At 51.1% G+C, this 26,179-nt stretch carries 21 protein-coding genes; 14 read left to right on the top strand and 7 right to left on the bottom strand.

From position 1 onward, the window contains the following. Nucleotides 1-31: 31 nt before the first annotated feature. Entirely contained in the window at nucleotides 32-1,684 is a 1,653-nt protein-coding gene (locus Kalk_RS11770; RefSeq protein WP_101894436.1) for a response regulator, read from the top strand. After that, nucleotides 1,659-2,345 carry a sensor histidine kinase gene (locus tag Kalk_RS11775; protein WP_101894437.1) on the top strand — a complete coding sequence of 229 codons (687 nt, stop codon included), beginning with the start codon at nucleotides 1,659-1,661 and terminating at the stop codon, nucleotides 2,343-2,345. The genes Kalk_RS11770 and Kalk_RS11775 overlap by 26 nt, the downstream gene beginning before the upstream one ends. Before the next feature lie 10 nt (nucleotides 2,346-2,355). On the opposite strand, the gene Kalk_RS11780 is transcribed toward Kalk_RS11775, so the two are convergent. Then, complete coding sequence (locus Kalk_RS11780) at nucleotides 2,356-3,081, bottom strand: protein-tyrosine phosphatase family protein (protein WP_101894438.1); 726 nt, start codon at nucleotides 3,079-3,081, stop codon at nucleotides 2,356-2,358. Between the two features lie 160 nt (nucleotides 3,082-3,241). Here Kalk_RS11780 and glyQ point away from each other — a divergent pair, with 160 nt between their 5' ends. The 3 genes from glyQ (at nucleotide 3,242) to Kalk_RS11795 (ending at nucleotide 7,032) form a co-directional block, all read left to right on the top strand. Continuing rightward, the gene (gene glyQ, locus Kalk_RS11785) at nucleotides 3,242-4,207 is read left to right on the top strand and encodes a glycine--tRNA ligase subunit alpha (RefSeq protein WP_101894439.1); all 966 of its coding nucleotides are present in this window, start codon (nucleotides 3,242-3,244) and stop codon (nucleotides 4,205-4,207) included. Next, nucleotides 4,204-6,246 carry a glycine--tRNA ligase subunit beta gene (gene glyS, locus Kalk_RS11790; protein ID WP_101894440.1) on the top strand — a complete coding sequence of 681 codons (2,043 nt, stop codon included), beginning with the start codon at nucleotides 4,204-4,206 and terminating at the stop codon, nucleotides 6,244-6,246. Before glyQ ends, glyS begins: the two co-directional genes overlap by 4 nt. A 63-nt stretch (nucleotides 6,247-6,309) precedes the next feature. After that, entirely contained in the window at nucleotides 6,310-7,032 is a 723-nt protein-coding gene (locus tag Kalk_RS11795; protein ID WP_101894441.1) for a lysophospholipid acyltransferase family protein, read from the top strand. Nucleotides 7,033-7,392: 360 nt separating this feature from the next. Here the strand turns inward: Kalk_RS11795 and gyrB are convergent, their stop codons facing one another. From gyrB to dnaA, 4 genes are read right to left on the bottom strand one after another with little or no spacing between them, the layout of a single operon-like run. Continuing rightward, nucleotides 7,393-9,819, bottom strand: a complete 2,427-nt coding sequence (gene gyrB / locus Kalk_RS11800) for a DNA topoisomerase (ATP-hydrolyzing) subunit B (protein WP_101894442.1) — start codon at nucleotides 9,817-9,819, stop codon at nucleotides 7,393-7,395. Between the two features lie 35 nt (nucleotides 9,820-9,854). Then, on the bottom strand, nucleotides 9,855-10,952 hold the full coding sequence (gene recF, locus Kalk_RS11805; RefSeq protein ID WP_101894443.1) for a DNA replication/repair protein RecF: 1,098 nt from the start codon (nucleotides 10,950-10,952) through the stop codon (nucleotides 9,855-9,857). Between the two features lie 3 nt (nucleotides 10,953-10,955). Beyond that, nucleotides 10,956-12,059 (bottom strand): DNA polymerase III subunit beta, encoded by a 1,104-nt coding sequence (gene dnaN, locus Kalk_RS11810; RefSeq protein ID WP_101894444.1) that lies wholly within the window; start codon nucleotides 12,057-12,059, stop codon nucleotides 10,956-10,958. A 29-nt stretch (nucleotides 12,060-12,088) separates the two neighbouring features. Beyond that, a complete protein-coding gene (gene dnaA / locus Kalk_RS11815) occupies nucleotides 12,089-13,552 on the bottom strand; it encodes a chromosomal replication initiator protein DnaA (protein ID WP_101896296.1) in 1,464 nt (487 codons plus the stop codon). Nucleotides 13,553-14,086: 534 nt separating this feature from the next. On the opposite strand from dnaA, the gene rpmH reads away from it, so the two are divergent. Genes rpmH through mnmE form a run of 5 tightly spaced genes read left to right on the top strand, consistent with a single transcriptional unit; the run spans nucleotide 14,087 to nucleotide 18,012 of the window. Further along, nucleotides 14,087-14,221 carry a 50S ribosomal protein L34 gene (gene rpmH / locus Kalk_RS11820; RefSeq protein ID WP_101894445.1) on the top strand — a complete coding sequence of 45 codons (135 nt, stop codon included), beginning with the start codon at nucleotides 14,087-14,089 and terminating at the stop codon, nucleotides 14,219-14,221. A gap of 20 nt (nucleotides 14,222-14,241) precedes the next feature. Next, the gene (gene rnpA / locus Kalk_RS11825; RefSeq protein ID WP_101894446.1) at nucleotides 14,242-14,649 is read left to right on the top strand and encodes a ribonuclease P protein component; all 408 of its coding nucleotides are present in this window, start codon (nucleotides 14,242-14,244) and stop codon (nucleotides 14,647-14,649) included. Between the two features lie 16 nt (nucleotides 14,650-14,665). Continuing rightward, nucleotides 14,666-14,926 carry a membrane protein insertion efficiency factor YidD gene (gene yidD / locus Kalk_RS11830; RefSeq protein ID WP_101894447.1) on the top strand — a complete coding sequence of 87 codons (261 nt, stop codon included), beginning with the start codon at nucleotides 14,666-14,668 and terminating at the stop codon, nucleotides 14,924-14,926. Nucleotides 14,927-14,932: 6 nt separating this feature from the next. Further along, the gene (gene yidC / locus Kalk_RS11835) at nucleotides 14,933-16,618 is read left to right on the top strand and encodes a membrane protein insertase YidC (RefSeq protein WP_101894448.1); all 1,686 of its coding nucleotides are present in this window, start codon (nucleotides 14,933-14,935) and stop codon (nucleotides 16,616-16,618) included. Between the two features lie 11 nt (nucleotides 16,619-16,629). Then, nucleotides 16,630-18,012 (top strand): tRNA uridine-5-carboxymethylaminomethyl(34) synthesis GTPase MnmE, encoded by a 1,383-nt coding sequence (gene mnmE, locus Kalk_RS11840; protein WP_101894449.1) that lies wholly within the window; start codon nucleotides 16,630-16,632, stop codon nucleotides 18,010-18,012. A gap of 18 nt (nucleotides 18,013-18,030) precedes the next feature. Here the strand turns inward: mnmE and Kalk_RS11845 are convergent, their stop codons facing one another. Then, nucleotides 18,031-19,659 carry a methyl-accepting chemotaxis protein gene (locus Kalk_RS11845; RefSeq protein ID WP_101894450.1) on the bottom strand — a complete coding sequence of 543 codons (1,629 nt, stop codon included), beginning with the start codon at nucleotides 19,657-19,659 and terminating at the stop codon, nucleotides 18,031-18,033. Nucleotides 19,660-19,807: 148 nt separating this feature from the next. After that, nucleotides 19,808-21,916 (bottom strand): CocE/NonD family hydrolase, encoded by a 2,109-nt coding sequence (locus tag Kalk_RS11850; protein ID WP_101894451.1) that lies wholly within the window; start codon nucleotides 21,914-21,916, stop codon nucleotides 19,808-19,810. Between the two features lie 350 nt (nucleotides 21,917-22,266). Between Kalk_RS11850 and Kalk_RS11855 the strand changes: the two genes are divergently transcribed. The 4 genes from Kalk_RS11855 to rsmG all read left to right on the top strand — a co-directional run bounded on the left by Kalk_RS11855 (nucleotide 22,267) and on the right by rsmG (nucleotide 26,169). Continuing rightward, nucleotides 22,267-23,166 carry an alpha/beta hydrolase family protein gene (locus Kalk_RS11855; RefSeq protein WP_101894452.1) on the top strand — a complete coding sequence of 300 codons (900 nt, stop codon included), beginning with the start codon at nucleotides 22,267-22,269 and terminating at the stop codon, nucleotides 23,164-23,166. Nucleotides 23,167-23,183: 17 nt separating this feature from the next. Further along, a complete protein-coding gene (locus Kalk_RS11860; protein ID WP_101894453.1) occupies nucleotides 23,184-23,381 on the top strand; it encodes a CPXCG motif-containing cysteine-rich protein in 198 nt (65 codons plus the stop codon). Between the two features lie 218 nt (nucleotides 23,382-23,599). Further along, entirely contained in the window at nucleotides 23,600-25,486 is a 1,887-nt protein-coding gene (mnmG, locus tag Kalk_RS11865) for a tRNA uridine-5-carboxymethylaminomethyl(34) synthesis enzyme MnmG (RefSeq protein WP_101894454.1), read from the top strand. A gap of 38 nt (nucleotides 25,487-25,524) precedes the next feature. Then, nucleotides 25,525-26,169 carry a 16S rRNA (guanine(527)-N(7))-methyltransferase RsmG gene (rsmG, locus tag Kalk_RS11870; protein ID WP_233716622.1) on the top strand — a complete coding sequence of 215 codons (645 nt, stop codon included), beginning with the start codon at nucleotides 25,525-25,527 and terminating at the stop codon, nucleotides 26,167-26,169. Nucleotides 26,170-26,179: the final 10 nt, after the last annotated feature.

Genomic DNA, 26,179 nt, shown 5'->3' on the forward strand with positions numbered 1-26,179 from the left:
TTAAAACACAGGATGGTGTACTGGTAATCCCATGGCGTTGGATCTTATCCCCTACCATAAGAAGAACGTGCTGATCATTGAAGATCTGGCAGAGATGCGTTCCTCCATGAAATCCATGTTGGCCAATATGGGTGTCCAGTCCATGGAGACTGTGAATAACGGTGAAGATGCGCTCGCCAAGTTGGCAATGAATCGCTATCACATCGTGTTCTCTGATTATGAATTGGGCCGGGGTAAGGATGGCCAGCAGATTCTGGAAGAGGTTCGTCACTCCGGGCTTATCCCCGCCTCCACTGTTTATATTATGGTTACCGCAGCCCAGACCGTCGAAATGGTAATGGGCGCCTTGGAATATGAGCCCGATGGCTACATCACCAAACCGGTTACGTTGGAAATCCTGCGCACCCGCTTGAATCGGATCATTCGCACCAAAGATGTGTACCGGGAAATCAATCTTGCCATTGATAAGAAAGACATCAATGGCGCGTTAGAGGCCTGTAACCGCTTGGCGGTGGAGAAACCTAAGTTCGCGCTTCCGGCCTACCGCATTAAGGGCAAACTACTGATCAGCGAAAAGCGCTTCGACGAAGCCAAGGACATTTACGACACCGTACTGGGCATCAAGCGCGTCGCCTGGGCGGTGCTGGGCATGGGTAAGGTGGAATATTTTCAGGGCAACTACGATGAAGCCCAAAAATTGTTGGAGAGTCTGGCCCAAACCCGTTCCAAGTATGTCGAAGCCTTTGACTGGCTTTCCAAAGTATTGGAATCCCAGGGTAAATTCAAAGCCGCTCAAAAAGTGCTGGAACAAGCCATCGCAGAATCCCCTAAATCCGTATTACGGCAGCAGGAACTGGCCAGGTTGGCGGAGCTGAATGGTGATATGGAAGCCATGTACAAAGGTTGCCGCAAAGCCACCGGTTTGTCGAAGAACTCGGTATTCAAAAATGCCGATAACCTGATTCGATATGCTAAGGCGCTTCAACCCAAGATCAAGCATGGCAGTATGCGTGATCAAAAGATCGCCATCAGCGAAGCCTTTGGTTTGGTGGAATCCGCCAAAACAGAATTCCATCTGAGCCTTTCCCAAATGGTGAAATGTGGATTGGTGGAAGCTCAAACTCTATTTAACAGCGGTAAAACGCTGGAAGGCAAGATGGCCTACCGTGCGGTTAGTACCATGATCAAAGACAGCAGCGCTCTGTCGTTGGATGATCAGCTGGATGTACTGGTGGCCAAGCTACAGTTCGAAGATGAGCCAGAGGCCCAAGCCTATGGCGATGATATTTTGAAAAAAATCGGCGGTAATCGGCGTCTGCAAACAAAGTACTATGGCATTCTTGATTTTCATCTGTCGAAGATACCGGAAGCTCGGCTGGAATTGCTGAAACGGCGTGGCAGTGAACTGCTGAGTATTAAGGAATATGAAGAGGCCTGGGAAGTGTTGTACAAAGCCACACGCCTGCCCTGTGCCGACGTTGACTGCCAACTGGACGCGCTGAAAGCCATTGTCAATTTATACAAGCAGGGGGAGCGTTCGTCTGATTACCTGGGTCAGGCCAACGAGCTGTTTAATCTGCTGCAGAACATGGACAGTGGCGATCCCCGTTACCCCTCGCTGGAAAAACTCCGACTGCAATGGGCCGAGCAACAACCTGATGACGAACAATCCGCAACTGGCTGATCAGCTACTCGCTGCTTCTATCCACGAAATCAAAAATCGCTTTGGGCTGGTGTTTTCGCAACTGGATCAGTTGCTGGCAGCATTGCCTTTGGATGAAAGCCTGAATCAAAGCGCAGAGCAGATTAAGAGCGAGGCAGAATTCATCGGCGCTGAATTGGTACGGGTGTTGGCCAGTTATAAAACCCTGGAGGGCGATAACCTGATCAATCAGGATCAGCAGTTTCTGGTTGATTTTCTGGAAGAGAAAGTGGCCCGCCATGCCAACACCATTCGCGCCCACCACCTGAATTTAAGCTACGACAGTGATGAGGAATTGGATGGTTTTTTCGACGCCGGTGTCGTCAATATCGTGCTGGATACGACAATCTACAATGCGGTGAAAGAGGGCGCCAAAACTATTCTTCTGAGCGCTGATTATGTGGATGACTATTATCTACGGATACAGGTTCACGACGATGGCCCCGGCTTTCCGGCATCCATGCTGGAAACAGATTTCTCGCAAGGGCAAATCAAAAGCGATAGTCAATCTACTGGACTGGGTTTGTTTTTCGCCCAGCGCCTGATCAGTCAGCATCAGGAAGGGGAAAAGCAGGGCCGGGTCGAACTGGGTAAAAGTGATCGTCTGTCCGGCGCCTGCGTCAGTCTGTTTCTACCGCAGTAGGTTAATGGCGTTACCAGCTAATGTCGCTGCCGAAGCTGGAGAACTTGGGCCCAGAGCTCATGTTGTCTGGCATACCAAGGTTTATCGGCCCGCTACCGAACATCGGGGCGGGAGCAGGAGCAGTTGCCGGTGCTAACGCAGCCGATGCCCTGACCGCATTCACTTGTAAGAAGTTCTCCACTCCAAAATTGTCTCTTAAAAAGGCCATATTACACATACCGTTTATATCGGCAGCCGGGTGTGCAGTCAGGTATTTTTGCATTGCCCAACCAGCCACAAAGGTTCCGGTTCGGCCTTGGCCATAGCCGCAATAAACCAACACAGCGCCCCCGGCATTGATCGCTGCATCGATTACGTTCGCCGCATTCTGTAGCTGAAAAACACTAGGTGGTTGGTAATCGCCAACCTGGTAATGATGATGACTGATATTCGCGTTATTCAGCAACGTTCTTCCAACCTTGGGAATATCGTAATGGTTAGCACTGATGACACAATTGATGCCCTTGGACTTCAGATAGGTGATTTCTACGGGCCCCAGGGCATGCTTGCTGTCATTCGACGTATAACCAGGCTGCGAAGCCCGTGCTACAGCACCGTTGAGTGTCCATTGAAAATTAGTAAAGCCCATTTCTTTTCTTGTATGATTTTGATACGAATTTAAGCCAAATAGTTGGGCGGTCATGATGAATACCTTAATTTTATGGGTTGTTACCTTTAAATACGCAGCAAGCGCCATAAAAGTTGCAGTAGTTTTTGGTATTTCTGGATTTACAGGCCGTACTCACGCAAAGGCTGCGGCTGTTCCATCGCAGACAATGCAAGTATCGAAGCTTTAACGCTAATCAGGCTATAATAGGCGCCTTTTGAATTCGAGCACTTCACGATCAAGGTTTTCCATGAGCGAACAGAACGCATCCGGCCCCAAACAGGCCCTGACTTTTCAGGAATTGATCCTCACCCTGCAGAACTTCTGGGCTTCCCAGGGCTGCGTGGTGATTCAGCCCTATGATATGGAGATGGGGGCCGGCACCTTTCATACCGCCACCTTCCTGCGGGCCATCGGGCCGGAAACCTGGAACGCCGCCTATGTACAGCCCAGCCGCCGTCCCACCGATGGTCGCTATGGTGAGAACCCGAATCGATTACAGCACTATTATCAGTTCCAGGTGGTGCTGAAACCATCTCCTTCCAACATCCAGGATCTGTATCTGGAATCCCTGCGACTGCTGGGGATCGACACCAACGCCCATGACGTGCGCTTTGTGGAAGATAACTGGGAATCCCCCACCTTGGGTGCCTGGGGCTTGGGTTGGGAGGTTTGGCTCAACGGGATGGAGGTCACTCAGTTCACCTATTTTCAACAGGTGGGTGGGGTAGAGTGTTATCCCGTCACCGGTGAGATCACCTACGGTCTTGAGCGGCTGTGCATGTACCTGCAAGGGGTAGACTCTGTTTACGATCTGGTCTGGACCGACGGCCCCTTCGGTAAAGTAACCTACGGCGACGTGTTTCATCAAAATGAGGTGGAGATGTCCACCTACAACTTTGAACACGCCAACGTAGCCAAGCTGTTTGAATTGTTCGATTACTATGAAGCGGAATCCCTGAACCTGATGGAAAAAGAACTGCCGCTGCCCGCTTATGAAATGGTGGTTAAAGCGTCTCATACCTTCAACCTGCTGGATGCCCGCCGCGCCATCTCGGTCACCGAGCGCCAACGGTATATTTTGCGAGTACGCACCCTGGCACGCAATATCGCCAAGAGCTATCTGAAGGCACGTGCCAAACTCGGCTTCCCCATGGCCCCCGCCACACTGCGGGATGAAGTGTTGGCCAAACTGGCCCAGGAGGACGCAGCATGAGCACTCAGGATTTTCTGGTAGAGTTGGGCACTGAAGAGCTGCCACCCAAAGCACTGAAAAAACTTTCACAGAGTTTCTGTGACGGCATTGTAAAAGGTCTGGCCAGCGCGGGTTTGCCCCACGGCGATGTACATGCCTACGCCGCGCCACGGCGATTGGCCGTGCTGGTCAAGGCACTGTCTACACAACAGCCGGATTGCATACAGAATATTGATGGCCCGCCGGTAAAAGCGGCGTTTGACGCAGACGGTCAACCCACCAAAGCGGCCTTGGGCTTTGCCAGAAAGAATGGTGTCGAGGTTGATCAGCTGGATCGCTCCGGTGCCAAGCTTCGCTACGTTCAGGAAGTAAAAGGTAACCCGGCGAAAGATTTGTTACCCGACATCGTTGCACAATCATTGAATGATTTGCCTATTCCAAAGCGTATGCGTTGGGGTGCATCCCGGGTTGAGTTTGTTCGGCCCACACAGTGGCTGGTGATGCTGTTAGGCAACGACGTTGTAGAGTGCGAAATACTCGCGCAGAAGGCTGGTCACGAATCACGGGGCCATCGCTTTCATCATCCAGAAAAAGTACGCATCAGTGCGCCTGCCAATTATCTCGAAGATATGCGGGCCGCCTGGGTTATTGCCGATTTTGAAGAGCGCCGAACGTTAATTCAAAAACGCGTACACGAATTGGCAGCCAAGGAAAATGGCATTGCCATTGTTCCCGACGAGCTGCTGGATGAAGTAACCGCGTTGGTGGAATGGCCTGTACCGTTGGTGTGTTCCTTTGAGGAGCGTTTTTTGGCGGTGCCGCAGGAAGCATTGATTTTAACCATGCAGGATAATCAAAAGTATTTCTGTTTACTGGATGCCAATCAAAAACTGTTGCCACGCTTTATTACTGTAGCCAACTTGGAAAGTACCCAGCCTGAATTCATTGTTGAAGGTAATGAAAAGGTGGTTCGCCCCCGCTTGAATGATGCTGAATTCTTTTTCAAGCAGGACAAAAAGAACACATTGGAATCTCACAATCAACGTTTACAAAATGTGGTGTTTCAAGCCGAGTTGGGCAGTGTCTATGATAAGGCCGCCCGTGTTGCCAAGCTTGCCGGCTACATTGCCAGAACGCTGGGCTCGGATGCTCAATTGGCAGAAAGGGCGGGCTTGCTTTCAAAATGTGATTTATCCACTGAGATGGTGGGTGAGTTCCCCGAACTGCAGGGCATCATGGGAACTTATTATGCGCGTCACGATGGCGAGCACGATGAAGTGGCATTGGCATTGAACGAGCAGTACCAACCTCGCTTTGCAGGTGATGCACTGCCTTCAACTGTTACCGGTCAAGCCGTCGCCGTTGCCGAGAAAGTTGATACACTGATTGGTATATTGGGTATTGGCAAACACCCTACCGGTGATAAAGATCCCTTTGCGTTACGTCGTGCTGCATTAGGCGCATTGCGCATTATCGTTGGCAAAGAATTAGCGCTGGATTTGGTTGAGCTGGCATCTGAAGCTATCGCAGCCTATGGCGGTAAACTTACCAACGCCGATGTGCAAACGGACTTCCTCAATTTTATGAACGGGCGTTATCAAACCTGGTTTGTGGAAGAGGGTATCAGCATTGATATCATTAAAGCTGTGCTGGCCGTTAACCGAACACAACCATTGGATTTTTATAAACGCGCTAAGGCCGTTCAGGCATTCAAACAGCTTCCCCAGGCAGAAGCGCTTGCCGCTGCCAATAAACGTGTGGGTAACATTCTGTCCAAGCGAGATCAGAGCGAACCGCTTCCTGAACTCAACCAGCAGCTGTTGCAGGATCAGGAAGAGCAAACACTGGCCAGCGCTGTTGCATTGCACATGAGCGACCAACGCATGGATTACCCTGATCGCCTGCAGTCGCTGGCTGCCTTACGGGAGCCGGTGGATGCGTTTTTCGAAAAGGTTATGGTCAACGTTGAAGACATCGCTGTTCGTAATAACCGACTGGCCTTGTTGAAACAGTTGCATGACCTGTTTCTGGATATCGCGGATATTGCCGAGTTGCAGTAACTTCGGAGTGGTGTGTTGTAATTTCCTTAATGTTGCATTGCTATGGGTTGATCCAGAAAATTGATGTATATCCTTCGTGGTTTGGTATTTAACCTCTTTTATAGTCTGAGCGTGGTGCTACTCAGTATCCCCGTTATTATGATTGGGCCTTTTCTCGGCCTTCGCGGTAGAGCCCGGCTGTTCGTACTTTGGACACAAAGCATTCTGTGGTTGTTAAAGGTTATCTGCGGAATTCGTGTCAAAGTCATCGGCAGAGAGAATGTACCTGATCGACCCGTGGTAGTGGTCGCCAACCATCAAAGCACCTGGGAGACATTCGCTTTTTACAACCTGCTTTTTCCCATCTGCACCGTTTTGAAAAAAGAGCTTACCTATATTCCTGTATTTGGGTGGCTGCTTTTGTGGTCCCGCCCCATTGTGATCGACCGCAGTAAAAAGGCCACGGCGCTCAAAGAGATTTTGCGACAAGGGCAAAACAGACTTAAATCGGGGTTTTCAGTATTAATCTTTCCCGAGGGCACACGTGTCGCCCCTGGTGAAACCAAGCCTCATATGCCTGGTGGAGCCATGCTTGCTGTCAAAAGCGGGGTGGAAATACTGCCTGTTGTGCACAATGCCGGTCAACATTGGCCAGCCCATCAGGTAGCCAAGATCCCCGGTGAGGTCATTGTTCGTATTGGGCCCCCCATTTCCCCGGAAGGCCATACAGCCAAGAGTCTCAATGCAACGGCTGAAGCATGGATTAATGAACAGAAGGAAATGCTTAATTTTGGGGCGAATGGGTAACATTCTTGTTACCTCTGTTTCAGTAGGTAACACAGTTATCCACAGATTTTGATTGTGAGGATGGGAAGATCTTCGTCTCAGTGGATAACTACTTATTCCATCATATTACTTTACAGTCTTTTAACGGTTTAACATAAGCTATTGATTAGTATCAATAAAATCGAACTGAACATTTTGTATTCATATTAATTATTGTAGTTAGCGCTTACTTACAGTTTACTGCTTACCCTTTTCAGCTTCACGCCCACTGATTTATTCCACAAAGTTATCCACAAGCTCGTTTCTTTATTGCACATTTATTCAGCATAAAAAAAGGCCGCTGTAAGCGGCCTTTTTTAGCGTTGTTGCTGCTTATGTGAACTACACGTCCAGGTTGGACACGTTCAGCGCATTGGTCTCGATAAAGTCGCGCCTTGGCTCTACGTGATCGCCCATCAGGGTGGTAAATATCTGATCCGCCGCTATGGCATCATGAATCGTAACCTGAAGCATTCTGCGAGTTTCAGGATCCATTGTGGTTTCCCACAGCTGGCTTGGATTCATTTCACCTAGCCCTTTGTAGCGTTGTATGGTGTGACCTTTTTTCGACTCAGTCATCAGCCATTCCAGTGCCTGATCAAAGCTATCCACAGGGTAATTGCGCTCGCCTCTCTTAATGAACGCACCTTCTTCTATCAAGGTCGCCATTTTCTCACCCAACGTAGCGATTGAGTTGTAGTCATCGGAAACCACAAATTCACGGGACAATATATGCTCTGTCGGAACGCCGTGATACACCTGTAGAATTCTGGGTAGGAATATATGACGCTCGGTATCTTCATAGAGCGTTACTTCATAGCGTTCGGTAGCCGGTGTTGTCGCAACTAAATGTGCATGAAGCTCAGCACACCAGCTTTCGACCTTACTGGCGTCCGTCAGATCCTGTTCTTGCAACCTGGGAACATATACCAGTTGTTGCAGCACGAACGCAGGGTAGACCCTGGACAGGCGATCGATGCGTTTGTGAGTGCTGCGATATTCCTGCACCAAGCTTTCCAATGCTGATCCACTGATGCCTGGCGCCTCGGCATTTACATGCAGTGATGATCCATCCAGCGCGGCTTGCGTAAGATAGCTTTCCAACGCCAGATCGTCCTTAAGGTATTGTTCTTGTTTACCTTTTTTGATTTTGTACAAGGGCGGTTGGGCGATATAGATATAGCCACGCTCAATCAGCTCTGGCATCTGCCTGAAAAAGAATGTCAGTAGCAGTGTTCGGATGTGCGAGCCATCCACGTCCGCATCCGTCATTATAATGATGGAGTGATATCTGGATTTGTCTGGGTTGTATTCATCTTTGCCGATGCCACAACCCATTGCAGTGATCAGGGTTCCTACTTCAGCCGATGACAACATTTTATCAAATCGTGCCTTTTCAACGTTGAGGATCTTACCCTTCAGCGGCAGTATTGCCTGAGTCTTACGGTTGCGACCTTGCTTTGCCGATCCCCCCGCAGAATCACCCTCCACCAGGTAGAGTTCGGACAATGCTGGATCCTTCTCCTGGCAATCGGCCAGTTTTCCTGGCAAGCCTGCGATATCCAGAACCCCTTTACGGCGGGTCATCTCACGAGCGCGGCGGGCGGCGTCTCGGGCTCTTGCTGCATCAATGATCTTATTACAGATATTCTTCGCATCGTTTGGATTTTCCAACAGGTATTCCTGCAGTTTTTCCATCATATGCTGCTCAACAACGCCCTTAACCTCAGATGACACCAGCTTGTCTTTGGTCTGTGATGAGAACTTCGGGTCTGGCACTTTCACCGACACAATGGCTGTCAGGCCTTCACGGGCATCATCGCCACTGGTACTTACTTTGTGCTTCTTCTGTAGGCCTTCTTTTTCGATATAGGTGTTCAAGCAACGGGTCAACGCCGCTCTAAACCCCGCCAAGTGGGCGCCACCGTCACGCTGGGGGATGTTATTGGTGTAGCAGTAGATGTTCTCTTGATAGGAGTCATTCCACTGCAGCGCCACTTCAACGGATATGCCTTCGTCTTCTCTGTGGCCATCAAAATAGAATACCTGGTTAAGCGGTGTCTTATTCTGATTCAGGTACGACACGAAGGCACTCAGTCCGCCTTCGTATTGGAATACGTTTTCCTCACCACTGCGTTCATCTTTTAATACGATGCGTACACCAGAGTTCAGGAATGACAGTTCACGCAGGCGTTTGGCTAATATATCGTGGGAAAACTTAATGTTGGTAAAGGTCTCTTCCGATGGCCAGAAGTGCAGTTCTGTACCGGTTTTGTCGGAATCCCCCACAGCCGCTAACGGCGCGTCTGGCACGCCATGGGTATAGTTTTGTTCCCATACCTTGCCTTCACGGCGAATGGTGATTTTTAACTTGGTGGATAGCGCGTTTACAACTGAAACCCCCACACCATGCAGGCCGCCTGATACTTTATAGGAGTTATCATCGAACTTACCACCGGCGTGCAGCACCGTCATGATGACTTCTGCGGCGGATCTGCCTTCCTCGGGGTGGATATCCACCGGGATACCACGGCCATTGTCGGATACTGATATTGATTCATCTGGATGGATGACAACTCTCACTTCAGAGCAATGGCCAGCGAGCGCCTCGTCTATTGAGTTATCCACCACCTCAAACACCATGTGGTGCAGACCTGTGCCATCATCCGTATCACCTATGTACATGCCTGGGCGCTTACGTACTGCGTCTAGCCCTTTGAGTACCTTGATATTGGAGGAATCGTAGGTTTTATTTGAATCATCAGACATAAGTGTCGTTTGCTCCGGGTTCTGTATCGGGGTGTTTAGCGTAGAGTTCCATGTTCCACGTGAAACATTGTATGGTCCATCAACCCAGCTAGGAGGGTATCGTCGATAGACTGCTCATTAATGGCAGTGATAAATGTTTGGCACGGAAACTCAGTTAAAAATTGGGTCACGTTCTCTATATTCTTTTTATCCATTTCGGCAGGTAAATCATCCAGCAACAATACCGGGGATACACCTGTGCGATCCAGCATGAGGGATATCTGAGCCAGCCGGACACCATATAATACCAGTTTTTTCTGTCCTCTGGAGCATATATCTTTAGCTAATGTACCTCCCCACAGTATATCCAGCTCCGCCCTGTGAGGGCCGTATACGCAGCTCCTACGCTCTATCTCACTTTCGACCTTGGAATTGAGGCAATCAGCAAATTTGGGATATTCGTGCCGGTTCCAGCCAGCGCGGTATCTGAATTGAATATCCACATCGCTGCCAAAGTAATGCTTGAATATGCGCTGGGTATAAACAATCAACGCATCAACGTACTGCATACGCTCAGTATCAAGCCTCTCACCGTAGCGCTCCAGCACAGCATTCCAATAATTGACCTGGTGGGCTGTCACACTGGCCGTAGACTTAAGCAGGGCATTCTTCTGTCTAAGTGCTGCCCGATACTGGCTCCACGCATCAAGATAGCTATGTTCCACGTGGAACAATCCCCAATCTAGCATGCTTCGCCGTAGAGAGGGCCCGCCCTCTATCAATTCTACAGACGATGTATCTATGGCAATTGAGGGTAACATCTTTGCTAGCACCGACACTTTGCTAAGGCGTTCGCCATCCAAACGGGCATTGGTATTACCCATTGAATCCTTAGAAATGCCCAGCCGCGACTCCTTAAGAGACTCAGCGCAGACTTTGCCAAACACCACGAGCTGGTCGCTACCCTGGGCAATCAATTTCTTGGAATCGGCAGAACGAAAGGAACGGCCATTGGAGAGCAGCGAAATGGATTCCAGCAGACTGGTCTTACCGCTGCCATTAGGCCCAACAATAAAGTTGGTTCGGGAATGAGGATTAAGAGAGACACTCTGGAGGTTACGCACATTGGTAACCTCCAGGGAGGTAAGACGCATAGACTAGAGTCGCATGGGCATAACAACATAGGATGCAGAGTCATCACCTGCATCCGTAATCAACGCACTGCTATTGGAATCTGCCAACAGGATCTTAACCGTTTCGCTGCGAATAACGTTCATCACGTCCAGCAGATAGTTGACGTTAAAACCAATTTCTAACTCACCGCCGTTGTAATCGACGTTAATGGTTTCTTCGGCTTCTTCCTGCTCTGGGTTATTAGCAACCGTGGTAAGGCTGCCGGACTCAAGCCGCAAGCGCACGCCACGGTACTTTTCGTTAGATAAAATCGATACCCGTGAGAAACACTGCTTCATCTCATTCTTGTCACTGAGTACGGTTTTGTCGCTGTTCTTCGGTAAGACGCGTTCGTAATCAGGGAACTTGCCATCAATAAGCTTGGAGGTGAAGCGCAGATCAGGGCTTTCCACCCGAATATGATTAGCGCTTAGGGACACCGACACATCCGAGTCCATATCCGCGAACAACTTGGACAGCTCTAACACCCCTTTGCGAGGCACGATAGCCTGAACCGGGGATTCCACCTCAACCTGGATCTCGGCATTGCAAACCGCCAGACGATGACCGTCAGTGGACACCGCGCGCAGCAAATTAGTGGACACCTCAAACAACATACCATTGAGATAAAACCGAACATCCTGCTGCGCCATGGCAAAACCGGTACGATCGATTACCGACTTCAGATAACCCTGATTAATAGAGAAACTGACGTTGCCTGTGGCTTCATCAAGATTGGGAAATTCATTGGAGGGTAGGGTAGCCAGGCTGAAACGGCTACGACCTGCCTTCACCGACAGCTTTTGCTCATCGGTGACAAATTGAATAGTACTGTCATCAGGCAATGATTTACAGATATCCAACAGCTTCTTGGCCGGTACAGTAATCTCGGCGTGATCATGCTGAGATTCCAATTGCACATGGGCAACCAGCTCCACTTCCAGATCAGTGCCGGTCAGCGACAAAGTGTCGCCATCCACCACCATCAACACATTGGAAAGCACCGGCAAAGTCTGGCGACGTTCTACCACACCGGCCACCTGTTGCAAGGGTCGTAATAGTTTTTCCCGCTCAATGGTAAAGTTCATAGGCAGTCCTAAAGTTAGTTAGTGCTAACTCACGAAGTCAGTGATCTTAGTAAATTTGAATAATCTTCCCGTACATCAGAGCTGGTTTCCCGCAGCTCTTTAATCTTACGGCAAGCATGCAAAACCGTAGTGTGATCACGCCCGCCGAAGGCATCCCCTATTTCCGGCAAGCTGTGATTGGTCAGTTCCTTGGCCAGGGCCATGGCGATCTGTCTGGGCCTGGCCACAGAGCGGCTACGACGTTTGGACAGTATATCCGCCAACTTGATTTTGAAATACTCTGCGACGATTTTCTGGATATTGTCGATACTGACCTGTTTATCCTGAAGCGCCAGCAAATCTTTCAGCGATTCCTTAACAAATTCAAGGGAGATCGGTTTACCGGTAAAATGAGCGTTGGCGATCACACGCTTCAGCGCCCCTTCCAATTCCCTCACATTCGAACGCACACGCTGCGCAACAAAGAACGCCGCCTCATCTGGCAAAATGATTTTCGCCTCTTCGGCTTTCTTCATTAATATAGCAACGCGGGTTTCCAGCTCTGGGGGCTCCACCGCCACCGTAAGGCCCCAACCAAACCGGCTCTTCAACCGTTCTTCTACCCCGCTGATCTCTTTGGGATAGCGATCACTGGTCAGTATCATCTGCTGACCACCTTCAAGCAACGCATTAAAGGTATGGAAGAACTCTTCCTGAGAGCGCTCTTTGCCTGCAAAAAACTGAATATCATCAATCAACAAAGCATCCACAGAGCGATAGAAGCGCTTGAATTCATTGATCGCATTAATCTGTAGTGCCTTAACCATATCCGCCACAAAGCGCTCAGAATGCAAATAAACCACCTTGGCATTGGGATTCTGAACCATCATGAAGTTACCCACCGCGTGCATCAAGTGAGTTTTACCCAGACCGACGCCACCGTATAAAAACAGCGGGTTATAAGCTTGACCTGGATTCTCCGCCACCTGAGTAGCCGCAGCGCGCGCCAATTGGTTGGACTTACCCTCAACAAAGCTGGTGAAGGTAAAGGCAGGGTTAAGATTGGTTTTATGCTTGACGGTGCCCCCCATATCCACTTCGCGGGAACGAGCGTCTTTTCTATTGCTTCCTCTATTAATAGAAGCGTCGGCAGATGAACCCTGGTTTGCGGCTGGATCTTGTTGATCCAACGCATGCTCCACCACCGTCACGGTACGACCGGAACGCCCTTTGGAGGTATCAACGTTAGAAGGCGTTGGCTTTGCCTGTCTGGAACCGATGGCAAGCGCAACACTCAACGGCTCATCATCCAAGGACAGCTCTTTCATCAGCTCTGAAATGCGGCCAAGAAACTTCTCGTTGACCCAATCCAATACAAAACGGTTGGGTGCTAATAAACGTAACTGCACACCATCCACTTCGGCTTGAAGAGGTCTGATCCACATATTGAATTGTTGCGAGGGTAATTCTTCTTGTAGTCGATCAAGGCATTGATGCCATAGCGAACTTACCACCTGGCCAGCCCCCTGTGATGTCACGATGTCAGACAAATTGAACCCAGAATGATATACCCCGGAACAGGACTTATCCACAGAAGAAACTCAGTTTTTTACGCGCTAACTCCTTGACTGTGAATAGCAATGGATCTTGTGGACAACTCCTGCACGAAACCGGTACTGAGTGGGTACAGAATTGTGAATAACCCCAAACACTCAGTTATCCACATTCCTGTCATCAGGTTCCTATCAGCTAATACCGATTAAGAGCACTGGGTTATTATTACGCTAACTTCTTGTATTAATAGATAAATAATCAGTTATCCACAGAAACAGCTCTACCTAGTAATAACAAACATAATCTTTTCTTTATATATTCTTTATTTATTATTACGACCTGTGGATTGTGGAAAACCGCTGCCGGAAAACCCCTGACAACAACGCATTGACAGTCACCCCAAGGGGCCTTAGAATTGCGCCTCTTTTTTCCACTCCTGCATGGGCAAGCCATATTGGTCCCCCAGCGGATGAACACACCAGAGCGGTCGTATCATGAAAAGAACTTTCCAACCAAGTAACTTGAAGCGTAAGCGCAATCACGGTTTCCGTGCCCGTATGGCTACCAAAGGCGGCCGCCAGGTACTGGCTCGTCGTCGCGCCAAAGGTCGTCAGCGTCTGTCTGCATAGTACACAGCTGAAGCGGTGGCGTGAGCCTATACTCCTTTCAACGCCACCAGCGCCTGCTGACCCCATCGCAATATAAATCCGTATTCGACGGTGCCGATGGACGAGTCAGCCATTCTGCCTTTCTTCTGCTAGCTACTAAAACCCAGCCTGAGCAACCCGCCCGGCTGGGTTTAATCGTGGCTAAAAAACACCTCAAAAGAGCCGTCGATCGTAATGGCTTCAAACGCGTAGTCAGAACCCAATTTCGATTAGCCCAGCACAGCCTGGTGGGGCTCGATATCGTGGTATTGGCACGCCCCGGGTGCCGAGAGCTGGACTCCCGCCAATTAGCCGCAGAGATAGAGAAATACTGGCCCAAGCTGGTGCGCAGATGCCATAATCCCTCCCCGGATCAACCCGCTAAAGGCAAACCCCGATCTACCCAGTAACGGAAGGAGGCTGATTCTGAAAACCATCGCGCTGTTCCTTCTTAAGCTATACAAACTGGCCCTTAGCCCTTTGCTGCCACCACATTGTCGCTTCGAGCCTACATGCTCAAGTTACAGCCAAGAAGCCATTCAACGCTATGGCTTTGCACGTGGCAGCCTGTTAACCTTGCGGCGGCTATCAAAATGTCACCCGTGGCACCCCGGCGGATACGATCCTGTGCCGGATAACGAGTGTTGCGATCATGACGCAACCGAACCTACATCCAAAAGACAGTAAGTGAAGATGGACTGGCAACGAACCCTATTGATTGCAGCCCTGGCAGTGATCTCATATATGATGATCCTGCAATGGCAGAAAGATTACGTAGAAGCACCGCTGGCTCAGCAGGCTGAAACTTATTCACAAAGTTATCCACAAGACGGTGCAGGGGATGTCCCCGTGGCGGCAGTTGATGTTGCCGCCGACGTTCCCATGGATCCAGCTACGGTCAATGATGTACCGCAAGCGGTGACCTTGGAGCCGACGCAGAGCATCATTACGGTGGATACCGATGTTTTGTCGGTGAAGATCAACCCCGTGGGTGGCGATATTGTGTACGTAGGGTTGAAGCAATATCCTGCTTCCCTGAAAACGCCAAACATCCCCATCACGCTATTGGATTCCACCGACAGCTTTACCTATATAGCTCAGAGTGGATTGATTGGTCCTAATGGGCCGGACGGGTCGAAAGATGGCCGCCCGCAGTATTCCAGTGCTCAGACTCACTACACTCTGGATGGCGATACGTTGCAGGTTACGCTGCGCTATCAGCAGGAAAACGGCGCACTGATCAGTAAAACATTCACATTTACGGCGGAAAGTTACGTAGTGGATGTGGCGTTTACAGTGAATAACCGTGGCACTGAAACTTGGCAGGGCCTGATGTATGGTCAGATCAAGCGCGATGGCAGTGCTGATCCGGGGTTAAACACGGCAGTCGGGTTTGGTTTGCCAACCTTCCTGGGTGGCGCGTACTGGGATCAGGAAAAAACCTATAACAAGATCGATTTTGATGACATGGCGGAAGCGCCACTCAACAAAAAGATTCCCGGTGGCTGGTTAGCCATGATTCAGCACTACTTCATGAGTGCCTGGATTCCTGATCAGGAGCAAACGCATCAGTACACCACCCGGGTAGCCAAAGGCAACAATATCATTGGCTTTACCACGCCCAAGGTTGCATTGGCTCCACAGCAAAGTCACACCTTCAGTGCACGTTTTTACGCTGGCCCGAAAATTCAAGACACATTGAAAGCACTGTTGCCAGGTAAAGGCATGGATCTGGCCATCGACTTCGGGCCATTGTTCTTTATCTCAGAAATACTGTTCTGGTTCCTTCAGTTGTTCCACGGCTGGACCGGTAACTGGGGCTTCGCCATTATCATGCTGACCATGATGGTGAAAGCTGTGTTCTTCTATCCTTCGGCGTTGAGTTATCGCTCCATGGCGAAGATGCGCAAGGTCGCGCCGGAACTGACTCGCTTGCGCGAACAGTTCGGTGAAGATCGACAGAAACTGTCTCAGGAGATGATGAATCTCTACAAAAAAGAGAAGATCAATCCATTAGGCGGTTGCTTGCCCATATTAATCCAGATGCCCGTGTTTTTGGCACTGTACTGGGCGCTGTTGGAAAGCGTTGAATTGCGTCAGGCTCCGTTCCTGTTGTGGATTAACGATCTGTCGGTAATGGATCCCTATTTTGTGCTGCCATTAATAATGGGTGGCAGTATGTTTATCCAGATGACGTTGAACCCGGCACCACCGGATCCGATGCAGGCCAAGGTCATGAAGATGATGCCGATACTGTTCACGGTAATGTTCCTGTGGTTCCCGGCGGGACTGGTACTGTACTGGGTGACCAACAACATCCTGTCCATTGCCCAGCAGTACTTTATCACCAAGCGCATCGAATCCGGTGCCAGCAGTTAACACCCGTACCGATGCCTGACAGCATTCGCACTCTCGATACCGACACCATCGCTGCCCAGGCAACACCACCTGGCAGGGGTGGTGTCGGTATTGTTCGTATCTCCGGCCCCAAAGCCTGCCTGATCGCCCGCACCCTGTGTAAGAAAAGTAATCTGCAGCCCCGTTATGCCCACTTTGCCCGCTTTCACAATGCCGATGGCCAGGTAATTGACGAGGGTTTGGTGTTGTATTTCCCTGCACCCAATTCATTTACCGGAGAAGAAGTAGTCGAGCTGCAAGGTCATGGTGGCCCGGTGGTGATGGCCAGTCTGCTGAATCAAGTGGTGGAGTTGGGCGCGCGGGTGGCGCGACCCGGTGAATTCTCCGAGCGGGCTTTTTTGAACGATAAGATTGATCTGGCACAGGCAGAGGCGATTGCTGATTTAATTGATTCCGCGTCCGAGCAGGCAGCCCGCAGCGCGTTGCGTTCACTACAAGGGGCATTTTCTGATCGGGTTAACGTACTGGTAGAGCAACTGATTGCGCTGCGCATGTATGTGGAAGCGGCCATTGATTTTCCGGAAGAAGAAATCGATTTTCTCGCCGATGGAAAAGTGCTGACGGATGTGGATAACATCCGTCAGCAGCTACACCAGGTGTTCCAAGAAGCCAATCGTGGCGTGCTGATGAAAGAGGGCATGAAGGTGGTGCTGGCGGGTAAGCCGAATGCAGGCAAGTCCAGTTTACTGAATGCTCTGTCGGGCCGTGATTCTGCCATCGTAACGGCCATCGCCGGTACCACTCGTGATGTGCTGCGCGAACACATTCATCTGGATGGCATGCCACTGCATATCACCGATACGGCAGGCCTGCGCGAAAGCCCGGATGAGGTTGAGCAGGAAGGTATTCGCCGAGCCTGGCAAGAAATTCAGCAGGCGGATCATGTCATTATGTTGGTGGATGCCAGCGAAGTGACCGGTCAACAATATGCACCCAATGCGCTATGGCCCGAGTTTGTGCAGCAACTGCCGGCACATATTCCATTGACGGTGGTATTGAATAAAATTGATCTTGTGGGTTCACTGCCTGAAGCTGAAACAAATAATAAGGTTATCTGCCTATCGGCTAAAACCGGTACAGGCGTGGATGCGTTGCGTGAATACCTGAAGTCTGCAATGGGCTATGCAGGTGAAGGGCAGGGTAGCTTCACCGCGCGTCAACGCCACATTGATGCTCTGAAAAAAGCACAAGATGCCCTGGAGCAAGGCAGAAGCCAGCTGGTGGAAGCCGGTGCCGGTGAATTATTGGCGGAAGATTTGCGCTTGGCCCAGGAACATCTCGGTGAGATCACCGGACGATTTACTCCTGATGATCTATTAGGACGAATTTTTTCCAGTTTCTGTATTGGTAAGTAATTCTGTAGCAGGCCGCCATCAGACTTTGTATTGACTGGAGAGTTGCCGAAAGCTGCTGGCCAACGACGAGAGTTTTTGGCTTATTTCCCGACTATTTTCCACCGATTCGTGGGTTTCCTGCGCCAATGCTGCAACGCCATTAATGTTGGCGTTAATTTCATCTGCTACCGAACTTTGCTCTTCGGCTGCCGTTGCAATCTGTGTGTTCATGCCTTTAATGGTTTCAACCGCCGCAGTGACACTGCTGATGGTTTCTCCTGCCTGTTGTGACAATGTTACGCATTGAGCCGTGCGATCCTGACTGACTTGCATGGCTTGGACAGCATCCTTGGTTCCATTGTGAACGGTACTGATGATTTGATGAATTTCCTCAGTGGATTCTTGTGTGCGTTGGGCCAGAGTACGAACTTCATCGGCCACCACCGCAAAACCTCGCCCCTGTTCCCCGGCGCGGGCGGCCTCAATGGCGGCATTCAGTGCCAGTAAATTAGTTTGCTCAGCGATACCCTTGATGACATCCAGCACGCTGCCGATTTTGGAGGTGTCAGATGCCAGTTTGTTCATGACACTCGCAACGTTTTGTACATCGTCTGCCAGCTGATTAATCGAGCCAATGGTGTTGTTCATCACCTTGATACCATCTTGCGCACTATGATCTGCTTGCATGGCAGCTTCAGCTGCACCGGAAGCATTGCCTGCCACTTCCTGGGAAGCGGCCGTCATCTCATTGGTCGCCGTGGCTAATAGTTCGGTTCGAGTTTGTACCTCATCACTTTGTCGCAGCATACCGGCCATCATGCTTTGCAGGCGTTGGGAGTTGTCATCCAATACGGTTGCGCTGCTTTTCATATCTTCAATCATGTTGCGCAGCCCATGTTGCATGATGTTCACATCATTGGCCAGTTGCGCCAGCTCACCCTTGGCCTTGGTACTCACCGGCTGAGTGTAGTCGCCCTGGGTCATGCGTTTGATCCCGGTCATAAGAGAGTTTAAGGGGCTGATCACTAGATTATTCATGGCATAGATCACGCCACCGACAATGATCAACACCGTTACTAGTACCAAGGGGATCACCACCGCAGCCATAGTGCTGCTGCGTTGAGTATTGCGCTGCGCCATATTTTGGGATTGAGTAATGATCATCTCGACGGCTTCTGCCAGTAGCTGGGCAGGCTCACGGTCGATACCACTCACCGCCTGATCCCCGGCTTTGTGATCAAAACCGGATTGCTTGAATTGCTCTAAACCGGCCCGGTAAGCGGCGGCCATTTTCTGGTGGGCTGTCAGGAAACTGACCACTTTGTTTTTACTGGATTCATCGCTAAGATGCGTCAGCAATGTTTTGCCAACGTCTTGAATCTCAGCCTCGCGCTTTTGAAACGATCCCCAGTATTTGTCCAGCTTGTCTTTATCGTGTCCCCGCAGGAGTACGTTCTTCCATTCCTGTACTTGAACTTTGAACAGATAGTTCATGGTTTGAACGGAGTTGGCATGATCCAGATCTTCAACCACCAACCGCTCAAAATCCTTCAATATGGTGTATTGATATCCGATCACACTCACACAAATTAGAGAAACCAACAGGAATCCTAAAGCAACGCCTTTGGAGAGAAGTGACAGGGATCCTTTGCCTTTTGAAGTGTCCATACTAACCTGATCCTAACTCAATAAGTTTATATGCAGTAAAGGGTTATAAGTCAGTATAGAACGAACTATGAAAGGGAAAATGGAGGTGTGGATTTCACCAAGCCTGCCTATTTCAAAGCCAGTAACAGGCAGGCCTGGTGGGTTGGTATCAGTTCAATTCTGAGGTGGGGACGATAGGCAATACCACGCTGGAGGGGTGCTCTGAACTGTTGTGGATGGTGGTGGTTCCGCCTTCCACCATGGCACGACGGGGCAGGTTCAACATGCCCTGGGCCTGATTGCTGGGGCTGATGGAGACTCGCAGGCGGTTGCCTTCACGGATCAGTGCCGAGGTGGAGAATATTTCCACCTGTACCTTGGTGACTTCACCGGGCACCAGAAACGTTTCGGCCTCTTGGGTGAAGTAGTGATAAGGCTGAATCATTTCTCCATCAAGGAAGCGCGAGCGGCTTACATTGACCTGGCGGGCGGAAGCCAACAACAATCCATTGGTAATGGGAGCAACTCGGCCACTTTGGGTGACCTCATCAATACGTACCGAAATCACAGCGTCTTCGTGGGTACTTGATATCCACAGATCGGCCTGGATCGGCCCGTTAATGTAGTAGTCCTCAGTCATGGGGGCGGTTTCATAATTCAGCGCCGTTTGTTCCAGCTCGCGGTTATCCCAAAAGCAGGAATCCAGAGTCGCAATGCCGGCGGCTCCCAGGGTCCACTGTTCGTAACTGGGGGAACACTCGGTGCCGTCGTTCAATGTCAGGTTAACCCGCAGCAGTCCGCCGTTGTCGGATTTGCCGAAAACGTAGTCCGCCGACGGTGAGGCTTCCATGCTGTGGGTAGTTTCCGTCTCCAGTGCTGGTTCCTGACGCAGGCTCATATCGCCTCGCAAGTACCAGCGCTGTGGCATTGCCGCAGGGTGTGGCCAATCGGTGGTGGTGGCGAATCCCTGCCATATTCCGTGTTTGTAATTCTTCACATACTGGGTCACCGGGGGAATGCTTTCGGTTTGGGTGTCCATGCCCTTCAGGTACTTATCAAACCATTGCAGCAGCAGGTTAAGAGAGGGGTCGGTACTTTCAGTACCCGGCATAGCCTGGAGGAAGTTACTGATATGGCTGCCGTTGTAAATCACCAGGCGAGTGTCAACGCGGTCTTTCAATGATTCGTACAAAAGCGGCGCATCCCGCTGGAAGATATCGTTGAGGGCACCGAGGATGATGGTAGGTGCAGTGATTTTATCCATATTCTCGATGGGGGATCGAGTGCGCCAGAACTCGCTGTCATAGGTGATTTCAGGATCGCCGTCCAACACCCTATCAACCAGTGGCAGGTAGTAATTGTCGATTTGCGCAATGTGATCGCTGGTGGCTTTGGCGATTTGCTCCATATGCTTGGGGAACTGCAGCATGGTGGTGACGTTTTGGGTTGAGGTCAGATGAGTCAGCGTCATCCATTCGCTCATAAACACGGCGTTCAACATTCCGCCTGTACCCACTGTGCCACGCTGGGAATCCCCCATGGGTACGCTGGCAAAGATGGCTTTGATGTCGTCGGGGCGTTGTTGCGCTGTGAACAAGCCGGTAATGGCCATATAAGAGGCACCCGCCACGCCCAGGTTGCCGTCATACCAGGGCTGCTGTTTGATCCAGTCCACCACGTCGCCGTAGCCTGATTGCTCCTCGGCACCGAGCATTTCCCAGCCACCTTCCGATACGCCGCCGCCGATAACATCCACACCCACAATTGCGTAACCCCTGCGCACCAAAAATGGGTCCGGGGCACCCAGCACGACCGCTCCGGGCAGGGCCAGGAATGACATCAGGTTAATGTTATAAGCACTTTGTACCAGAATCACCGGGAAAGGGCCTGGGGCCGGGTTACCATCAGCGTCGGCAGGCAAGGTCACGCGTAAGCCAATGTTGTGGCCGCTGGTGGAAGGTATGTATTGCAGGCCGCCAACTTTTATTCTTGGGTAGTCAGCATCACGGGTGTAGGCACCGGTGCGAGGCGTATCCGCGTTTGATGCATCGGAGCCGGTTTCTCCATCGTCAGGTGCACCAGTGGTGCCCGGCGTGGAATTTTCCGTATCGGTGGAATCCTCGGTGGTAGCGCTGTCGAGGCTGCGAGAGCCGTCAGTTGAAGAGGAGTCTCCACCGGATGAGCCACCACCGCAGGCGGATAGGGCTGCCAGCAACAGGGTAATCAAAATCAGGTGTAATTTGCCCACAGGGGGCCGCTGCAGCGCAGACCTTTCCATGCATGTGCTCCTATTTCCGTTTTTGTTTTTATTGTAAGCAGCGCGCACCTTGCACAAGTGTGCTACTTATTAGTAGACAGCCAGTATGCCACGGACACTTTCTCTGGATATGGCCTAAAACGTCATTTTTATGTGTGAAATTGCAAATGTGGTTGACATATCTATCAGCAGGGGTTCCATTCTAAACAGGCGTTAAGCGCTAACGTTCATCACCACCGCCAACTAATGCTTTTGAACGATGCAGCGCAGGATCAGTCCCCTTACAGTCGTAGGCCCTATGACAAAAAACGACAAGGCTGCCTGCCGTGACAATAACAACAATAACCCGATGCTGTGGCGCGTTACTTCTGATGACATTCTTGGCTGCCTGCCAACGGCCGGAGCCACCGCCGGTAACCCCGGATCCCACTGAACTGGATGAGCCCGGTGTTTTCACCGTGGCTAAGTTCAACACCCGTATGGAGAACGACTACGGCGGCTATCCCACCACCATCTATTATCCGCAAGAAGGCGGTGCAGCGTTTCCTGCGGTGGTATTTTCGCCAGGATTGGCTTCCAACAAAGGCCTGAATCGCTGGGTTGGAGATCATCTGGCCAGCCACGGCTACGTTGTACTGATCTTCACCGCGCCGTTCCCGGTGTTGTTGCAAACCCATCAGCAGGAAGCGGGCTTTGGGTTGGGCTTCGAGCGACTCGAACTGTTGAATGACGATCCTGAAAGCCCCCTCTATGGCATGGTTGATCCGCAAACCCGCGCCATCATGGGCCATTCGCTGGGGGCAATGGCGAGCTTGCGGGCAGGCGCATACATGGATGTGGATGCCATCGTGCCGTTGGCGCCCTACGTGATTGAAGCCGAAGCACTGCAGGCGATTACCGCTCCTACGCAAATTCAGGCAGCCACTCAGGATTGCATCACCTTTCCCAGCAGTTCCATCAGCAATTATCAGTTGCTGGGCAGCGCACAAAAACAGGTGATCACTATCAATGGCGGCAACCATGTCAGCTTTAACGATGCCGACAGCGTGGCGGAGATCGTTGGTGGCTCGTTATTTGATTGCCCGTCGGTAATCGATACCTATGATCATCATCAGCGTTTGTCCCGCCGCTATTTTACTGCGTGGTTGAACTACTTTCTGAAACAACAGCAGCAGTATGAGCCCTACCTGTATGGTACGCTGGCCCAGCAGGATCTGGCATCGCAACTCTTAACCGAGTGGCAATTTGAAATGCCAGCCGTGCAGCCTTAAATCTTAACGAGCAGAAGATGGAATTCTTATCAGAGGAAGTCGTGATTTGCCCATACTGCGGAGAATCCCTGGATGTGCTCATTGATCATCAGGAAGCAGGTCAACAATACATCGAAGACTGCCAGGTGTGTTGCAGGCCAATCACTTTCAACGTGGGGATAGATGCGGAAGGCAACCTGAGCGTATCGGTTCACGCTGAAAATGAAACGAACTAACCGGCCACCACGACCAGCACCTTGACTGGTTTTTGCCCCAGTCATTCACCTAGTTAGGTTAGTTTTCGGAAACCCAACAAGCAAAACCGTAAAGCTTTTTTCTTTTTCTGTCCTCTGACATATAATATGCGGCCTTTTCTGTCGGTTGCGGGCATCTGCCACCAAACAGAAAAAGCAGTAATCATCGGCCTCTGCAAGAGGCCCTAGAGGGCAGTTTCGTGGATTATCCAAAGCATTACGGAGTCATCATCATTGGTGGCGGTCACGCCGGTACCGAAGCCGCATTGGCCAGTGCCCGCATGGGTGTTGCTACCCTGTTACTGACCCACAACATCGAAACCCTCGGCCAAATGTCCTGCAACCCGGCCATTGGCGGTATTGGCAAAAGCCATCTGGTGAAAGAAATCGACGCCCTCGACGGCGCCATGGCTCGCGCCACCGATAAAGGTGGCATTCAGTTCCGCATCCTGAACTCCCGTAAAGGCCCAGCCGTGCGTGCTACCCGGGCCCAGGCCGATCGTATTCTATACAAAGCTGCCGTACGTGAAATTCTCGAAAACCAGCCCAATCTGGACATCTTCCAGCAGTCTGCCGACGACCTGGTAATAGAAGGCGACACCGTCAAAGGTGTAGTCACCAACATGGGCGTGAGCTTCTTTGCCCAATCCGTGGTACTCACCGCTGGCACCTTCCTCGGGGGCAAAATCCACATAGGGTTGGAAAACCACTCCGGTGGCCGTGCCGGTGATCCACCTTCCATCGCCCTGGCCCAGCGCCTGCGAGAGCTGCCGTTCAATGTGGATCGCCTCAAAACCGGCACCCCACCGCGCATCGATGCCAAAAGCGTGGACTTCTCGGTGATGACAGAGCAGCCCGGCGACACGCCCCTGCCGGTGATGTCCTTTATAGGATCGCTGGCTGAGCATCCCCGCCAGATCAGCTGCTACATCACTCATACCAACGCGCGCACCCACGACATTATCCGTGGCGGATTGGATCGTTCCCCCATGTACACCGGCGTAATCGAAGGCATTGGCCCCCGTTACTGCCCGTCCATCGAGGACAAAATCCATCGCTTTGCCGATAAGGATTCCCACCAGATCTTTATCGAACCAGAGGGCCTCACCACCCACGAGTTATACCCCAACGGCATCTCCACCAGTTTGCCGTTTGATGTGCAGCTGGATCTGGTGCACTCCATCCGTGGCATGGAAAACGCCCACATCCTGCGCCCCGGCTACGCCATCGAATACGACTACTTCGATCCTCGGGATCTGAAATATTCATTGGAAACCAAATTCATCAACGGCCTGTTCTTCGCCGGACAGATCAACGGCACGACAGGCTACGAAGAGGCCGGCGCCCAAGGCTTGCTGGCAGGGCTCAACGCCGGTCTGCGCGCCCAGGAAAAAGACCCATGGCATCCGCGCCGTGATGAAGCCTACATCGGCGTATTGGTCGACGACCTCATCAGCATGGGCACGTTGGAGCCCTATCGCATGTTCACCAGCCGAGCCGAACATCGCCTGCTGCTGCGAGAAGACAACGCCGACCTGCGGCTTACTGAAAAAGGTCGCGAGCTGGGTCTGGTGGGCGATCACCGCTGGCGATTGTTCTGCGAAAAGAAAGAAGCCATAGAACAAGAAGAGCAACGTCTGCGCAGCACCTGGGTATTACCAGACTCCGCCATGGCAAAACAGTTGCAGCCCAAATTGGAAAACACCCTGGCCCGAGAATACAGTCTTAAAGATTTACTGCGTCGTCCGGAGCTGAACTACAAAGACATCGCCGCCCTAACCCCCGAACTCAATGTGGATGCAGCGGTGGCCGAGCAGGTAGAAATCATCGCCAAGTACGCCGGTTATATTTCCCGGCAACAGGACGAAGTCGAACGAGTACGACGCAGCGAAGGCACCTTGCTGCCGGATGATTTCGATTACGAGTCCATCTCAGGGCTCTCCAATGAAATCAAATCCAAGCTGGGTCAAGCGCGGCCACAAACATTAGGACAGGCTAGTCGCATTCCCGGTGTCACTCCAGCGGCGGTGTCCCTGCTGCTGATACACCTGAAGAAGCGCTCTACCCAGAACAAAAAAAGCGCGTAATGCTCATCGGCGCCAGCCAAGCAGCCTAGGAACACACAGTGCAATTGACCGAACAACAAGCGCAGCGACTGGCGGCGGGCTGCGAGCAGCTGGGCCTGAATCTAAACTCAGAACAGCTGCAGAAAATCCGCCGGTATCTGGAAAATCTGCTGAAGTGGAACCAAGCTTACAACCTCACCGCCATCCGCGATCCGGATGACATGGTGATCAAGCACCTGCTGGACAGCCTATCCATAGTGCCTCATATAAAAGGGCAAAATATACTGGATGTCGGCACAGGCCCCGGCCTGCCCGGTGTACCGGCGTCCATTTGTGATGAACATCGTCAGTGGACCCTGATCGACAGCAACGGCAAGAAAACCCGTTTCCTGGTGCAAATGAAAGCTGAATTGAAACTGGATAACGTCACCGTCATTAAAGGACGCATCGAATCCGTGCCGAATAGCCAGCGCTACGACACCATCACCAGTCGCGCATTTGCATCCCTGGAAGACTTCGTTAGTGTGTGCTTACCACTACTGCAAGAAGGCGGAGAACTGCTGGCCATGAAGGGGCAAATCCCCCATGAAGAAATCGAACTACTAAAAGATCAACAACTCAATATTCACATCGAACCACTGAAAGTGCCCTATTTGCATGAAGAACGGCACCTGATTGTGGTACAAAGAGCACAGACAGAATAATTCCATTCGG

This window comes from Ketobacter alkanivorans, from assembly GCF_002863865.1.
GTDB classification, from domain to species: domain Bacteria; phylum Pseudomonadota; class Gammaproteobacteria; order Pseudomonadales; family Ketobacteraceae; genus Ketobacter; species Ketobacter alkanivorans.

Bases quoted from the DNA above. Each gene is read 5' to 3' on its own strand.
- Kalk_RS11775 (WP_101894437.1), top strand. From the start codon at position 1,659: ATGACGAACAATCCGCAACTGGCTGATCAGCTACTCGCTGCTTCTATC.
- recF (WP_101894443.1), bottom strand. From the start codon at position 10,952: ATGCGTCTTACCTCCCTGGAGGTTACCAATGTGCGTAACCTCCAGAGT.
- Kalk_RS11795 (WP_101894441.1), top strand. From the start codon at position 6,310: ATGTATATCCTTCGTGGTTTGGTATTTAACCTCTTTTATAGTCTGAGC.
- Kalk_RS11855 (WP_101894452.1), top strand. From the start codon at position 22,267: ATGACATTCTTGGCTGCCTGCCAACGGCCGGAGCCACCGCCGGTAACC.
- Kalk_RS11860 (WP_101894453.1), top strand. From the start codon at position 23,184: ATGGAATTCTTATCAGAGGAAGTCGTGATTTGCCCATACTGCGGAGAA.
- Kalk_RS11770 (WP_101894436.1), top strand. From the start codon at position 32: ATGGCGTTGGATCTTATCCCCTACCATAAGAAGAACGTGCTGATCATT.
- gyrB (WP_101894442.1), bottom strand. From the start codon at position 9,819: ATGTCTGATGATTCAAATAAAACCTACGATTCCTCCAATATCAAGGTA.
- glyS (WP_101894440.1), top strand. From the start codon at position 4,204: ATGAGCACTCAGGATTTTCTGGTAGAGTTGGGCACTGAAGAGCTGCCA.
- dnaN (WP_101894444.1), bottom strand. From the start codon at position 12,059: ATGAACTTTACCATTGAGCGGGAAAAACTATTACGACCCTTGCAACAG.
- yidC (WP_101894448.1), top strand. From the start codon at position 14,933: ATGGACTGGCAACGAACCCTATTGATTGCAGCCCTGGCAGTGATCTCA.
- Kalk_RS11850 (WP_101894451.1), bottom strand. From the start codon at position 21,916: ATGGAAAGGTCTGCGCTGCAGCGGCCCCCTGTGGGCAAATTACACCTG.
- mnmE (WP_101894449.1), top strand. From the start codon at position 16,630: ATGCCTGACAGCATTCGCACTCTCGATACCGACACCATCGCTGCCCAG.
- rpmH (WP_101894445.1), top strand. From the start codon at position 14,087: ATGAAAAGAACTTTCCAACCAAGTAACTTGAAGCGTAAGCGCAATCAC.
- Kalk_RS11845 (WP_101894450.1), bottom strand. From the start codon at position 19,659: ATGGACACTTCAAAAGGCAAAGGATCCCTGTCACTTCTCTCCAAAGGC.
- Kalk_RS11780 (WP_101894438.1), bottom strand. From the start codon at position 3,081: ATGGCGCTTGCTGCGTATTTAAAGGTAACAACCCATAAAATTAAGGTA.
- glyQ (WP_101894439.1), top strand. From the start codon at position 3,242: ATGAGCGAACAGAACGCATCCGGCCCCAAACAGGCCCTGACTTTTCAG.